We start from the raw sequence: 12,518 nt of genomic DNA on the forward strand, positions 1-12,518 counted from the left end.
CGTTCAAGACCCCAAGTCAGTCAGGCGCAGAGTCAGGACGACCGCTGCGGGACTCCCACCACCATCATCACTGTCAGCCGCCGAGCACGCGGCTGAGGTAGGCGTTTCCGAAGCGGCGTTCCGGGTCGAGCCGGTCGCGCGCTGCGACGAAGTCCGCGAACCGGGGATAGCGTTCCGAGAGCGTCCCGGCGGTGAGTCCGTGCAGCTTGCCCCAGTGGGGGCGTCCTCCGTGTTCGAGGCAGATCCGTTCGACGTCGGCGAAGTACTCCTTCGGACTGTGACGCCAATAGCGGTGCACCGCGATGTACCCGGTGGCGCGGCCGTGCGCGGGAGACAGCCAGATGTCATCGGCGGCGGCGAAGCGCACCTCCACGGGGAACTCGATGCGCCAGCCGCGTCGCTCGATCAGCGCGCGCACCGCCCGGAACGCCGGCACGACGTTCTCGACAGGCAGCGCGTACTCCATCTCTCGGAACCGCACGGTGCGGCGCTGCGTGAGCACGCGGTGCGAGACGTCGGTGTACTCGCGGTCCCCGGTGAGCCGCACGGCGAGCCGGTTGAACGGCGGCGTGACGGCGGGCGCAAGCACGCTCGTGGCGCAGACTGCCCGGTAGATCCCGTTCGAGAGCAGGGTCTCGTCGACCCACCGACCCACCGGAGGCAGCGGGTCGCGCCGGGTGGACTCCGGCACCCTGGTCTGCCTCTTCGTGAGGGCGATCTCGGTGTGGGGGAACCAGAAGAACTCGAAGTGGTCCTGCGCTGCGGCGCGCTCGCCGAGCGTCGCGAGCACGTCGCCGAGCGGCGCGGGCTCGTCGACCGCGTGGATCCGGAACGCCGGCACGCACTGGAGGGTGACGTCGACGATGATGCCGAGCGCACCCAGCCCGATCGCCGCGGCTCCCCAGAGCTCGTCGTCGGCGTCGATGGCGCGGAACTCCCCGTCGGCGGTGATGATCGTCATCGCGACCATCTGAGCGGCGAGCCCGCGGAACCGCGCACCGGTGCCGTGCGTGCCGGTCGAGATCGCGCCCGAGATCGACTGGCGGTCGATGTCGCCCAGGTTCTCCATCGCGAGCCCGAAGGGCGCGAGCAGCCCGGGGATGCGGTGCAGACGCGTTCCGGCGAGGAGCGTCACCTGAGCGGTCGTCTCGTCGACGGCCACCAGGCCCTGCAGGTCGTCGAGTTCGAGGAGCACGCCCGGCGCCGCAGCGATGTCGGTGAAGCTGTGCCCTGCTCCGACGGCCTTGATCGTGAGCCCCTGCTGCGCTGCCGCCCGCACGGCGCGCTGGACGGCCTCGGCGCTGCGGGGTCGTTCGACGCGGGCGGGCCGGACCCGCACCGCTCCGGACCAGTTCTGCCAGGTGCCGCCGAGCCGGGTCATAGGAACGCCTTTCCCTCGCCGCGGTAGGTGGGAGCCGCCCCGAGCACCTCATCGCCGGAGACCAGGTGGACCTCGTTCAGGCGCTCGGCGAGCTCGCCGCTCTTGGCGTGGCGGAACCAGACCCGCTCGCCGATGCGCATCTCGCGGGCGGCAGAGCCCCGTAGCGGCGTCTGCACCTCGCCCGCGCCCTCGCGGGTCAGCATGCGCAGGCCCTCTGGCCACACCGCGCGCGGCAGGCGGGAGTCCGAGGCGGGCCCCGATGCGATCCATCCGCCCCCGAGCACCGTGACGGTGTCGTCGGTCGGGCGTCGCACGACGTCGAGCGCGAACGCCGCCGCCGGCGCCGGCTGGAAGCGGCGGTAGCCGTCGAAGAGGTGCCCGGCGAGCAGGCCGCTGCCCGCCGTGACCTCGGTGAGCGCCTCGTCCGCGCCGCTGAACTCGAGCGACCCTGTGCCGCCCCCGGTGATGAACGCGAGCGGCATCCGGTCGAGCACGCCGTCGGCGACCGCACGCCGGCGCGCGAGCAGCTCCTCGGCCGAGCGCTGCTGCACGCCGCGGACCACGATGTCTCCGGCTCCGGCGGCGTCGCCCTGACCGGCGATCTGCGCCTCATACATCTGCACGCCCACGACGCGGAAGCCCGGGCGGGCCGCGATGCGCTCGGCGAGAGCGACCACGTCCCCCGGCTGGAAGAGCGGCGAGCGCCGCACGCCGATGTGGCCGAGACCCGGCGCGCGCCAGGAGGCGTCGACGTCGATCGCGACGCGCAGTTCCGGTCGACGCGCGGGGGCCACGACGTCGTCGATGAGATCGAGCTGGGCCTCGTCGTCGACCATGAGGGTGATGCGGGCGGCGCGGTGCTCGTCTGCGGCGAGCGCCGCAAGGGACCGGCGATCCGTCGTCGGGTACGCGACGACGATGTCGTCATGATCGCCGGCGAGCCAGAGCGCTTCCGCCAGGGTGAACGCGAGGATGCCGCGGTAGCCCGGCAGGCGCAGCACGGCATCGATGACCTCGCGAATACGCACCGATTTGGTCGCCACGCGGATGGGCACGCCCCCGGCGCGGACAAGCATGTCGAGCGCGTTGTAACGGAGGGCGTCGAGATCGACCACCCCCACCGGCGCGGGCAGGTGCGCGGTGGCCGCGCTCAGCCGCGCCCACGGCGCGGGGGCTCTCCCGCCCTCGTCGGAATGGTGCGGCGGGCCACCGGGGTCCGCGGTGAGATCGATCACGGGCCCAGCCTATGCGCTCACTCGCATCGCCTGGCCGCGCGGCCGCGGCCGCTGCCCCGGCTAGGCTGGCGGCACGCTCCCGTAGCCCAAGGGCAGAGGCAGGCGGCTTAAACCCGCTTCAGTCTGGGTTCGAATCCCAGCGGGAGCACCATGATCGCACCGCACGAGCGCAGCCCGGCCCGGGAGCGCGCGGGCGGGCACACGCTGGAAGAATGGCGCCATGACCGAACTTCGCCCCGCACAGCCCACCGATGCCGAGGCGATGGCTGCGGTGCAGAACGCGATCCATCGTGCGGGACTCCGCGCCACCCCCGTCGACGTCGCTCTGAGCCGCGAGCGTTACCTCGACGAGGAGCACACGGTCGCCTGCACCGTCGCGGTGGAGGCGGGTCGCGTCGTCGGCTTCCAGTCCCTCAAGCGCGCGTGGCCGGGCAACCCGTACGACGTGGCCGAGGGGTGGGGGATCATCGGCACGCACATTCACCCGGACGCCGGCCGGAGCGGTCTGGGGCGCCGCCTCTTCGCCGTCTCCCTGGCCGCGGCGACGGAGGCGGGCCTGGAGCACATCGATGCCACCATCGGTGTCGGCAACGCGCCGGCACTGGCCTACTACGCCGCCATCGGCTTCACGCCGTACCGCACCGGCGACGGCGTCGTCCCGCATCGCTACGACCTGGAGAACGCCGCTTCCCTCGCCCCGCGTTCCGCCGATCACCACCGCGCGCCGGCCGGCGGAGTCGATCGCCCGGGCGGACGCCTCGGGGTCACCGGATGACCGGCGGCCCCGAGGCACCAGCTCACTTCTCGTCTGTGTCGTACCGGTAGAAGCCCTCGCCGGTGGCGACACCGAGCTTGCCCTTGTCGATGTACTCCTCCTTGAGCCAGGCAGCGATCTTCTGGTGATGCTCGTCACCGTTGCGGGCGATGTTGTAGGGCGTGGTCAGCCCCACGATGTCGAGGATCTGGAACGGGCCCTTCGGCGCTCCGGTGCCGATGCGCCACACCGCGTCGATGTCCTTCGGCTCCGCATAGCCGCCGAACGCGAGGTTCTCCGCCGCTTCCAGCAGCGGCACGAGCAGCGAGTTCAGCAGCCAGCCGGGCTTCTCCTTGTGGATCGGGATCGGCACCATGCCGATCGCCGAGGCGAACGCGACGAGCGTGTCGAACACCGCAGGGTCGGTGTCGGTGGTGCCCATGACCTCGGCGGTGTTGAACTTCCAGATCTGGTTGGCGAAGTGCAGGCCGATGAACTGTGCGGGGCGGCCGGTGAAGTCCTTCATCGCGCTCAGCGGCAGGGTCGACGAGTTGGACGCGAAGATCGTCTTCTCCGGGGCGACCTCGGCGAGCTTCTCGTAGGTCTCCTGCTTGAGGGCGAGCACCTCCGGGATCGCCTCGATCACCAGGTCGGCGTCCTGCACGGCTTCCGCGAGATCGGAGGAGTACCGGATCCGGCCCAGAGCCGCCGCTGCCCCGCCCTCGTCGGCTCCCGCCACACCGGCCTTGCGGTAGACGGCGGCGAGCTCCTCGAAGCGTGTCTTCGCCTTCGCGAGTGCCTCGTCGTTGATGTCGTAGGCGGTCACATCGAACCCGTGGACCGCGGTCTGGTACGCGATCTGCGACCCGAGCACACCGGTTCCCAGCACCGTCACCTTGGCGATGGCAGTCATAGCTGTTTCTCTCCTTCTCTGCTGTCTTCGGCTCTTCTGTCTCCGGGCCGGTCTCGTCCCGGACGTCCGTGGCTGGCCGCGCGCTGTCTCCGCGCTCGCTCCGGCGTCTGCGCCGCTGTTCCCGGCGCGCGATCGCCGTCCAGCAGCGCGAAGGTGCCCGTGACGATCTGGGCGACCTGGAGGCGCAGGTCGTCGAGCGTGTCAGCCCCCTGGTGGGCGCCGGTCGACAACCGCGCGATCGCGAGGTGCACCGCGGAGAAGATCGACGAGCTGGCGACGCGGATGCTCCCGTCGTCGACGGCCACGGTCTGGGGGTGCGCTGCCGCGGAGATGACCCGCGCGATCGACTCCTCGAGGCGTTCGACCAGCGCGAGGCCTTCGGCACGGTAGCGCTCTCCAGCCGGCCCGAACAACAGCTCGCGCTGGTAGGCCGCGCTGTTCTCACCGTGCGCACGGGCACGGAGCACCGTCGGCTCGATGAGCGCCAACGTCGCCGTCAGGGCTTCACCACCGCCCGCAGCATGCTTTTCCCCGTCGTCGAGCGCGGCACGGAACTCCTCGTTGTAGACCATGAGCAGCAGCTCGCTCTTCGACGCGGCGTAGCGGAACAGTGTTCCGGCGGCGACATCCGCGCGATCAGAGATCTCCTGGGTGGTGACCGCTCCGAAGCCTCGTTCGGCGAACAGCGCGGACGCGGCGCGGAAGATCCGCTCTCGCTTGTCGCGCATGTTGCGCTCGCGTCTGCTCGCTGCGGCGGCCGTGGGCATGACCCCAACCTTTCTGAGTTCGCTCAAAACTGAGTGTAGTCCGTAATACGCTGCAGGAACAGGGCACCACGGCCCCGTCCCCCGGTGCCCGCCGCTCACCGGGAACGACGAGCGCGAGAAGCGGCGCTGACGCTAGCGTGGTGAGGTGCTGTCGCTCCTGTCCTCGACCGGCCGTGTTCTCCTCGGACACTGGCCAGCGCTGGGCGCATGGTTCCTCGGCGGGACGCTCGCGCACTACGTGCTCGTGGAGATCGCGGCCGCCATCGGCGCGCACAACGCGACCGCCGGGGTCCTGATCCTCCCCCTCGCGGTTCTGGCGCGGCTGATCAGCCTGGTGGGGATGCTGCTGGTGATGCGGGACGGCCTGCGCACGCTGCAGGGCATCGCGCCCCTGCCCGCAGACCCGGCCGAGCGGCGCCGCACCTTCACCGCAGCGCTGCTGGCCGGCATCCTCCCCTTCTTCGCCGTCTACTGGGCGCAGGGGCTGCTCAGCGAGGACGTGCGGTCGTACGCCCTGCGCGCACTCGAACATGCGCAGGGCATCAGCGCCGTCGCCCTGCTGGACGGCCTGGACTACTCGGCGGACGGCCGCGTGCTCGATGTCTCCCTCACCCCGCTCACGGCCGGGGTCATCATCGTGGCGTTCACCGCCCGCTGGGCCTGGGGGCGCTGGTCGGCCCGGCTCCCCCGCACCGCCGCGCTCGCGGCGGTGTACGTCGAGGTGGTGTGGGTGTTCTTCTTCCTGCTGGTCGTGCAGAGCGTCACGAGCGACGTCAGCACGTGGATCGATCAGCGTGTCGCCATGACCTGGCTCGACGCCGCCCAGGCCTGGGTCGCAGAGCGTATCGCCGTGGTGAGCGTGCTCGGCGACGTGATCACGTGGACGCTCGGCCAGATCGGGCCGGTGCTGATCGCGCCGCTGGCATGGCTCACCATCGCGGGGGTGGTCTATGGTCAGGCGATCGCTGCCGAGGCGCCGCGAATGCCCGAACGCGTGCAGCAGCACCCGCTGGTGGCACGCCTGCGCACCCGCGCACCCCAGACGCCCCCGGTGTCCGCGCGCGTGCGCAAGCGGCTGCGCGACATCGGCACAGAACCCATCCAGCGGTTCCGGCCGATCGGGCGCGCGATCGCCCTGATGTGGCGTGCCGGCCCGCTGGTCATCGCCTCATACGCGCTGCTGTACGCACTCGTGATCGCCGCGGAGGCCTTTCTGCGCTTCTGGCTCACGCGCCTCGTGGGACCCCACGACTTCAACGACTTCTGGTACGTCTTCGGGCCGGTGATCCTGCTGGTCCCGCCGCTCGTCGTCGAGCCGGTGCGCCTGGCACTCATCGCCGCGGCCTATGACACCACCCTCGGGACACTGCGCGAGAACCCGTCGTCCGAGCAGAGCACCGATGCCGGCGTTCCGACGGCACCGGCCGGGCTCACGGAGCGATCGGGAACCTGAGGAAGCTGTCCCCGACCCCGACCGGCTGAAGGTCGAGCCAGAACGGCCCTGCGGCATCGTCGGGGATGACGAAGGGCAGCACCAGCTGATAGGGGTCCGCCCCCATCCCGGCACAGCTCTCCGGCTCATCGGCGTTGAACAGCACGCCGAGTTCGAGCCGCATCGTGTTCCACTGCCGCCCGGTGGCCTGCTCGATGAGACGGGGCTGGTCGCACGAGGCCTCTGGGCTGCCGGGCTCGACGGGAAGGAGCACCAGCAGCACGCGCGCGCCACGGGGCACATCCATGCCCGCCGTGTCGTCGACAAACCCCGCCGTCACCGGCCCCCAGCGCGCGTCGCCGCGCTCGATGCTCGCCCCCTCAGCGACCTCGACGGGGAACACCGGCCGCAACGATCCGAGGAAGGCCGTGCGCCACTCCCATGCGGCGATCCCTCCGAAGGTCAGCGGCAGCAGCACGGCGAGCGCCACGAGCGCTGTGCGCTGACGCACCCACCAGGAGGTCCGCTGCGCCATCAGTCCGCCCACCCGTTCTGGCGGAGCGCGACCTCTGCGCGCACGGGAAGCGCGTCCAGGTCGATCTCCAGTTCGATGACCCCGTCGGCATCCGGGGAGATCGTGGGCGCCAGGCGCAGCAGCGCCACGCCGTGGCGGCCGCCCTCCGGAAGCTCGAAAGCGAGGCTCCCGGACCGCGCCACCCCGACGTCGAGGGGGTGTCCCGCGAGAGAGGCCGTGCGTTCGGTGGGATGGAAGATCAGGCCGTCCACGGACAGCGTCACCTGATGCAGGGCCGCCCCCTCCTGCTCGACCACGGCCTCCGCCTCGAGGTCGACGACCACCCACGTTCCCGCCGCACGCCAGTCGCGCGCGCCGGAGACCGCGTCCGCGGCGGTCACGCCGAGCACGGTGACCGCGAGATTGCGTGCCTCGGCGCGATGGCCGATCTCCGCGACCGTCACGAAGCTCTCGTAGATCGCGTCGTCGGGCGGCGTGACCTGCTTCACACCCCACGCGCCGGCCACGAGCGCCACGGCGAGAAGCCACGGCAGCCCGGTCCGGAGCGCACCGCGCCGCTGGCCCCGCGCCGCACCGACGCTCCGGTCCACCGGGGTCACGGGATCACCCCGGCGGCTCCGATGTCGTCCACCCGCGCTGAGGCGTACGCACCGACCCGGATGTCGGTCCAGCTCGTGCCGCGCATGACGAAGCTCCCCTCCCGAGCCGTCGCGTCGGGAAGGGCGATGCGCACCTCCGCACCGCCCGCGACCGCTCCGGCCTCGACGGGCCACGCCAGGAGAACCCGCACCGGCACCCGCGGCGGCAAAGAGGGACTCACCGTGCCGTCGTCGACTCTGCTGATGATCGCCCTGCCGTCAACGGGCAGCCCCTCGACCACCACGTTCGCCAGTGCGCCGTCCGTGTCGGCCAGGCGGGCCGCGCTGAACGCATTCTCCACCGTCATGACGATGGCCAGGACCCGCTGCCCGTCGGCGGGAAAGACCGCACTGTCGGGGATGTCGTCGGCGATCACCACGCGTTCGACCGTCATGTCCAGCTGGGCGCCGACGAAGCTCTCGCCCGCCGAGACCTGCGCCGGTTCCGGCTCGGGAACCGGCTCGAGACCGCCGAACGCCGCCGTCGCGGCGAGGAGGACGGCGCCTCCGGCGCTGAGGAGCCAGGCGGTGGGCACGCGATCGACGAACGCCGCCCAGCGGGCAGGCCGCGCCTCCTCCGCGGCGGAGGCGGCATCGTCTTCTGCGGTCATCCCTCCGACGCTATCGTGCTCCCGCGACCCGGAGAAAGACGCCGAGCGCGAGCCGGCAGCGCTCCGGGCCCACCAGGCATGGCGGCAGCCCGCCGCTGGACCCCGGAACGCAGGATGGCTGCCGCCCGCAGCACCCGGCCCGGACACATCCCGGACCAGCACAGCGAGCAGCAGCCATCACCGCCACGATACGGAGCTGCCACGATACGGAGCCGCAGCGGCCCCGCTCGGCAGAGCTACTTCTTCGCGACGGGCGTCGAGCCCGTGACAACAGCGACCGGCTCCGTGACGACGCGCGGCCGTGCCGCGAACTCCTCGAACACATAGCGCGGGTGCTGCACGGTCTGCAGGCTCACCAGGTCGCGGCCCAGCCAGAGGTTGTTCCACCAGCCCCACAGCACACGCCACTTGCGCTCCCACGTCGGCATCGCCAGACCGTGGTAACCGCGGTGCGCGAGCCAGGCGATGAAGCCCTTGAGCGACAGCTTGCCCGACTGGAAGACGCCGTTGTAGAGCCCCAGGCCGGCCACCGCACCCAGGTTCTTGTGCACGTAGTCGCGGGGCTCCTCGCCGCGGAGCACCGCGACCAGGTTCTTCGCAAGAAGCTTGGCCTGGCGCACGGCGTGCTGGGCGTTGGGGACGCAGTAGCCGCCCACGCCGCCGCCGGAGAGGTCAGGAACCGCGGAGATGTCACCGGCCGCCCACGCGCCCTCGACGATCTCGTCCTCCGAGCCCACGCGCAGGTCGGCGCGGGTGAGGATGCGCCCGCGCTCCTCGACGGGCAGATCGCCGCCACGCACGACCGTGGGGTTGGCCATCACCCCGGCGGCCCACACGATCAGGTCGCTGGGGAGCTTCTCTCCGGTGGACAGCTCGACGACGCCGTCGACGGCTCCGACCACCTGCGTGTCGAGATGAACGTTGGCGCCGCGCTTGGCGAGATCCTTGAGCACCCACTCGCTGGTCTGGAGCGAGACCTCGGGCATGATGCGCCCCATCGCCTCGATCAGGTGGAAGTGAGTGTCGTCGAAGCTGATCTGCGGATACTTCGCCACCAGGGCCGACGCGAGCGAGCGCAGCTCCGCGAACACCTCGATGCCGGCGAAGCCGCCGCCGACCACGACGACCGTGAGCAGTCGATCGCGCTCCGGCCCGGGCGGGTAGGTGGCAGCGAGGTCGAAGTTCGACAGCAGCCGGTCGCGGATCGCGACGGCCTCCTCGATCGTCTTCAGGCCGATCGCGTTGTCGGCGATGCCCGGGATCGGGAAGGTACGCGACACCGCACCGGCCGTCACGACGATGTGGTCGTAAGCGAACTCGTAGGGGTCCCCGACCGGCGGCGTGATCGTCGCGACCTTGCGGGCGTGGTCGATGCCGGTCACCTTGCCGGTGATGATGTCGGTGCGCTTGAGGTGACGGCGATGCGAGACCACCGAATGACGCGCTTCGATCGACCCCGCCGCGACTTCCGGCAGGAAGGGCTGGTAGGTCATGTAGGGCAGCGGATCGACGAGGGTGACCTCGGCCTCACCCTTGCGGAGATACTTCTCGAGCTTCCATGCGGTGTAGAAGCCGGCGTATCCGCCACCGACGACAAGAATCCGGGGCGCTGCATTCGCAGGCGTGCGCGTAGGCAAAGGGGGTAACTCCTCAGTCAGCCGTGTGACGCGCGGTGTGTGTGCGCGCCGAGTGAATTCGCCGGGTCGCTGCGGTGACGCCTAGCCCCACAAGGATAGCAGGGAGGGTGACCGCGATCAGCGGAAGCGTGCCGAACAGCAGCGTCTCCTGGTCGGGCAGGAACGGCGAGCTCGCGGCGGTCGGCGGCTCTGCCGGAGGCAGCGGCGGAATGCTGGGCAGCTCCACCTCGGGCTCCGGCTGCGGCTCGCTGGCCGCACGGCGGTTGAGGCGCACCCATTCGGACAGCGCTTCGTAGGGCGTCTCGGTGACCGCTGGGACATCTGCCGTGACCGCAGCGTAGGCGTCGAGCAGGCCATGACCATAGAGCGGATCCGGCGCCGGGCCCGCGCCCGGAGCGGGCGCCGCCGTGCTCGTGATCCGATTGACGACGTTCGCCGCGTCCATGTCGGGGTAGGCGGAGCGGATCAGAGCCGCCACCCCCGCCACGATGGGGGCCGCGCCGCTCGTGCCGTTCCAGAGCATGAGGGTGCCGTCTGCGGAGACGCCCAGGAGTCTCTCGCTAGGCGCGGCGATGTCGATCGTGATGCCCTGCGTGGCTGCCGCCGCGCTGGCCACGCCGTTCTGGTCGACCCCGTTGACGACCAGGACACCGGGAATCGTTGCGGGCGCGCCGACCACGTTCGTTCCGCTGCCGCGGTTGCCCGCCGCGGCGATCACCACGACGTCGTGCTCGAAGGCGTAGAGGAAGGCGTCGTCCCAGAGCGGGTCCCAGTCGAACGTGTTGGTGGTGAAGGAGAGATTGATGATGTCGGCGCCGTGATCGACCGCCCAGACGATCGCGTCGGCGATCTGCTGCGGCAGCGGCACCGCGGCGCCCGCACGGATGTCTGCGGAGATCGCCAGGATCTCCGCCTCGGGTGCGACACCGATCATTCCGCTCCCGTCGGGGTTGCCGCGCGCGGCGACGAGGGACGCCACCCGCGAGCCGTGATCGGGGTCGAGCGTGCCGATCGGGGCGCGTCCGTCCTGCGCCCCGATGCCCGAGACATCTGTCCCGTCGGACACCATCGCGTCGAGGGTCGCATTGCGTCCCACCCCGGTGTCGATCACGGCGACCGTCACACCGGCGCCACGCGAGACCGCCCAGGCATCCTGGATGCGCGACCCCGCCAGCCAGTACTCCGACGCGCGCACCGGATCCACCGTGGGAGACGGGCTCGGCGACGGTGTCGTCGCGCCGACGAGGAGCAGCGATGCGCACCCCGCGAGCGTCAGGGAGGCGAGAGCACGAGACAGCCGGCGGCGGGGGCTCATCGCGCGGGACTCATCCGGCATCGCTCATCCGCGGTCCTGGGTGGTCTCTGCCGTCCCGCGCAGCGCCGCGCCGGGGTCGTCGCAGCGGCACAGCTCCGGCGACCACGCGCCGCGGCGGAGGGCTTCATCGCCGATCGGGTTGACCCCGGCCCCCGCGGCCAGCGCGTGGCCGGCCAGCGCATGCAGGCACTTCACCCGGGTGGGCATGCCGCCGGCCGAGACGCCGGCGATCTCGGGCACGTCGCCGAACAGCGCGCGGTCCTGCTGATAGGCGGCGTGAGCGTCACGGTAGGCCTGCGCGGTCTCCTCGTCGTCGAGGAGGGCGGCCAGCTCCGGCATCACCTGCGTCGCCTCGAGGGCCGACATCGCCGCGGTCGCAGCCGGATGGGTCAGGTAATAGAACGTGGGGAACGGGGTGCCGTCCGGAAGCCGGGGACGCGTGGCCACGACCGTGGGGTTGCCGCACGCGCAGCGCGCCGCGATACCCACCACGCCGCGGGCCGGGCGGCCGAGCTGGGCGGAGACGACGGCGATCTCGGCCGGCGTGGGCGGGTCGAAGGGAGGCGTGGTCACCCCTCCAGGGTATGCGTTCCTGGGCACAGACTCCGAGATTCCCCGTCGACGCACCGCTTCTGAGCGGAAGCCGGCGACGCATGCGGCGGGATCCGGCCCCGTCCCGTACCCGGAGGACCGACCTGCGCACCCGCGATCACGCCGGGCGGATCCGCTCTCCTGACGCATCGCACGCCCCGTCGCGTCGTCGGCGACGCATGCCGCCCGCCACGACGCTCAGCCCGCGACGGCGTTCTGCGCGAGCCCCGCAGCACTGACGGTGCGCAGGAGCTGCGACATCCAGTCCGACGGGCGCTCCTCGAGATCGGCGCTGACCGCCGGGCGCTCCTGGGGCGCCGCGGCGGGGTCGACGTCGTCATCGACGATGAACACCACCTCGCCGGGCTTGACGTAGTACAGCCGCTCCCTGGCCTGGGTGGTGATGTAGGCGGGGTCCGCCCACCGCTCACGCTCCCGCTCGAGCTCGTCGATGCGGTCCTGGGTCACCTGGATCGAGTGCTCGACGGCGGCGATCCGCTGCCGCTGCTCGACATACGTGCCGATCGTGGGGACCAGCACCCAGGCACCCAGGATGACGAGCGAGAGCATGATCACCGAGAAGGCCGACAGCCGGATGCCGCCGACCCACTCGCGCAGGTCCAGGCGCGCGGAAGGGGGAGCCTGACGTCCGGTCATGACTCCCCCTTCCGCGTGCTCCGCGCGCACCGAGCGGCGCGCCTCACGGAGA

The 12,518-nt window shown here is 71.4% G+C and carries 13 protein-coding genes and 1 tRNA gene; 3 read left to right on the top strand and 11 right to left on the bottom strand.

Annotated elements, in window-relative coordinates; genetic code table 11:
- Nucleotides 1-73: 73 nt before the first annotated feature.
- Together AC3RXY_RS11980 and AC3RXY_RS11985 are read right to left on the bottom strand one after the other, a co-directional pair.
- A complete protein-coding gene (locus AC3RXY_RS11980) occupies nt 74-1,381 on the bottom strand; it encodes a D-arabinono-1,4-lactone oxidase (protein ID WP_491511161.1) in 1,308 nt (435 codons plus the stop codon).
- The gene (locus AC3RXY_RS11985) at nt 1,378-2,616 is read right to left on the bottom strand and encodes an alanine racemase (RefSeq protein WP_491511162.1); all 1,239 of its coding nucleotides are present in this window, start codon (nt 2,614-2,616) and stop codon (nt 1,378-1,380) included. The genes AC3RXY_RS11980 and AC3RXY_RS11985 overlap by 4 nt, the downstream gene beginning before the upstream one ends.
- A 75-nt stretch (nt 2,617-2,691) precedes the next feature.
- Here AC3RXY_RS11985 and AC3RXY_RS11990 point away from each other — a divergent pair.
- Together AC3RXY_RS11990 and AC3RXY_RS11995 are read left to right on the top strand one after the other, a co-directional pair.
- Nucleotides 2,692-2,767 (top strand) — tRNA-Leu (locus AC3RXY_RS11990).
- A 69-nt stretch (nt 2,768-2,836) separates the two neighbouring features.
- Nucleotides 2,837-3,391, top strand: coding sequence for a GNAT family N-acetyltransferase (locus AC3RXY_RS11995; RefSeq protein ID WP_491511163.1), 555 nt, complete (start codon nt 2,837-2,839; stop codon nt 3,389-3,391).
- Nucleotides 3,392-3,413: 22 nt separating this feature from the next.
- Here the strand turns inward: AC3RXY_RS11995 and AC3RXY_RS12000 are convergent, their stop codons facing one another.
- Entirely contained in the window at nt 3,414-4,283 is an 870-nt protein-coding gene (locus AC3RXY_RS12000) for a 3-hydroxyacyl-CoA dehydrogenase (RefSeq protein ID WP_491511164.1), read from the bottom strand.
- A complete protein-coding gene (locus AC3RXY_RS12005) occupies nt 4,280-5,050 on the bottom strand; it encodes a TetR/AcrR family transcriptional regulator (RefSeq protein ID WP_491511165.1) in 771 nt (256 codons plus the stop codon). Before AC3RXY_RS12005 ends, AC3RXY_RS12000 begins: the two co-directional genes overlap by 4 nt.
- Before the next feature lie 145 nt (nt 5,051-5,195).
- Here AC3RXY_RS12005 and AC3RXY_RS12010 point away from each other — a divergent pair, with 145 nt between their 5' ends.
- Entirely contained in the window at nt 5,196-6,503 is a 1,308-nt protein-coding gene (locus AC3RXY_RS12010) for a hypothetical protein (RefSeq protein WP_491511166.1), read from the top strand.
- On the opposite strand, the gene AC3RXY_RS12015 is transcribed toward AC3RXY_RS12010, so the two are convergent.
- From AC3RXY_RS12015 to AC3RXY_RS12045, 7 genes are all read right to left on the bottom strand, one after another.
- The gene (locus tag AC3RXY_RS12015; protein ID WP_491511167.1) at nt 6,481-7,017 is read right to left on the bottom strand and encodes a hypothetical protein; all 537 of its coding nucleotides are present in this window, start codon (nt 7,015-7,017) and stop codon (nt 6,481-6,483) included. The genes AC3RXY_RS12010 and AC3RXY_RS12015 overlap by 23 nt on opposite strands.
- Nucleotides 7,017-7,616 carry a hypothetical protein gene (locus AC3RXY_RS12020; RefSeq protein ID WP_491511168.1) on the bottom strand — a complete coding sequence of 200 codons (600 nt, stop codon included), beginning with the start codon at nt 7,614-7,616 and terminating at the stop codon, nt 7,017-7,019. The genes AC3RXY_RS12015 and AC3RXY_RS12020 overlap by 1 nt, the downstream gene beginning before the upstream one ends.
- Nucleotides 7,613-8,266, bottom strand: a complete 654-nt coding sequence (locus AC3RXY_RS12025) for a hypothetical protein (RefSeq protein ID WP_491511169.1) — start codon at nt 8,264-8,266, stop codon at nt 7,613-7,615. The genes AC3RXY_RS12020 and AC3RXY_RS12025 overlap by 4 nt, the downstream gene beginning before the upstream one ends.
- A gap of 236 nt (nt 8,267-8,502) precedes the next feature.
- Entirely contained in the window at nt 8,503-9,903 is a 1,401-nt protein-coding gene (locus AC3RXY_RS12030) for an NAD(P)/FAD-dependent oxidoreductase (RefSeq protein WP_491511170.1), read from the bottom strand.
- A gap of 13 nt (nt 9,904-9,916) precedes the next feature.
- Nucleotides 9,917-11,239 (bottom strand): S8 family serine peptidase, encoded by a 1,323-nt coding sequence (locus AC3RXY_RS12035; protein ID WP_491511171.1) that lies wholly within the window; start codon nt 11,237-11,239, stop codon nt 9,917-9,919.
- A gap of 3 nt (nt 11,240-11,242) precedes the next feature.
- Nucleotides 11,243-11,791 (bottom strand): DUF501 domain-containing protein, encoded by a 549-nt coding sequence (locus AC3RXY_RS12040; protein ID WP_491511172.1) that lies wholly within the window; start codon nt 11,789-11,791, stop codon nt 11,243-11,245.
- A gap of 216 nt (nt 11,792-12,007) precedes the next feature.
- A complete protein-coding gene (locus AC3RXY_RS12045) occupies nt 12,008-12,466 on the bottom strand; it encodes an FtsB family cell division protein (protein WP_491511173.1) in 459 nt (152 codons plus the stop codon).
- Between the last annotated feature and the right edge of the window lie 52 nt (nt 12,467-12,518).

The organism is Microbacterium longlingense, from assembly GCF_058349825.2.

Bases quoted from the DNA above. Each gene is read 5' to 3' on its own strand.
- AC3RXY_RS12035 (WP_491511171.1), bottom strand. From the start codon at position 11,239: ATGCCGGATGAGTCCCGCGCGATGAGCCCCCGCCGCCGGCTGTCTCGT.
- AC3RXY_RS12000 (WP_491511164.1), bottom strand. From the start codon at position 4,283: ATGACTGCCATCGCCAAGGTGACGGTGCTGGGAACCGGTGTGCTCGGG.
- AC3RXY_RS11995 (WP_491511163.1), top strand. From the start codon at position 2,837: ATGACCGAACTTCGCCCCGCACAGCCCACCGATGCCGAGGCGATGGCT.
- AC3RXY_RS12015 (WP_491511167.1), bottom strand. From the start codon at position 7,017: ATGGCGCAGCGGACCTCCTGGTGGGTGCGTCAGCGCACAGCGCTCGTG.
- AC3RXY_RS12025 (WP_491511169.1), bottom strand. From the start codon at position 8,266: ATGACCGCAGAAGACGATGCCGCCTCCGCCGCGGAGGAGGCGCGGCCT.
- AC3RXY_RS12005 (WP_491511165.1), bottom strand. From the start codon at position 5,050: ATGCCCACGGCCGCCGCAGCGAGCAGACGCGAGCGCAACATGCGCGAC.
- AC3RXY_RS11980 (WP_491511161.1), bottom strand. From the start codon at position 1,381: ATGACCCGGCTCGGCGGCACCTGGCAGAACTGGTCCGGAGCGGTGCGG.
- AC3RXY_RS12045 (WP_491511173.1), bottom strand. From the start codon at position 12,466: ATGACCGGACGTCAGGCTCCCCCTTCCGCGCGCCTGGACCTGCGCGAG.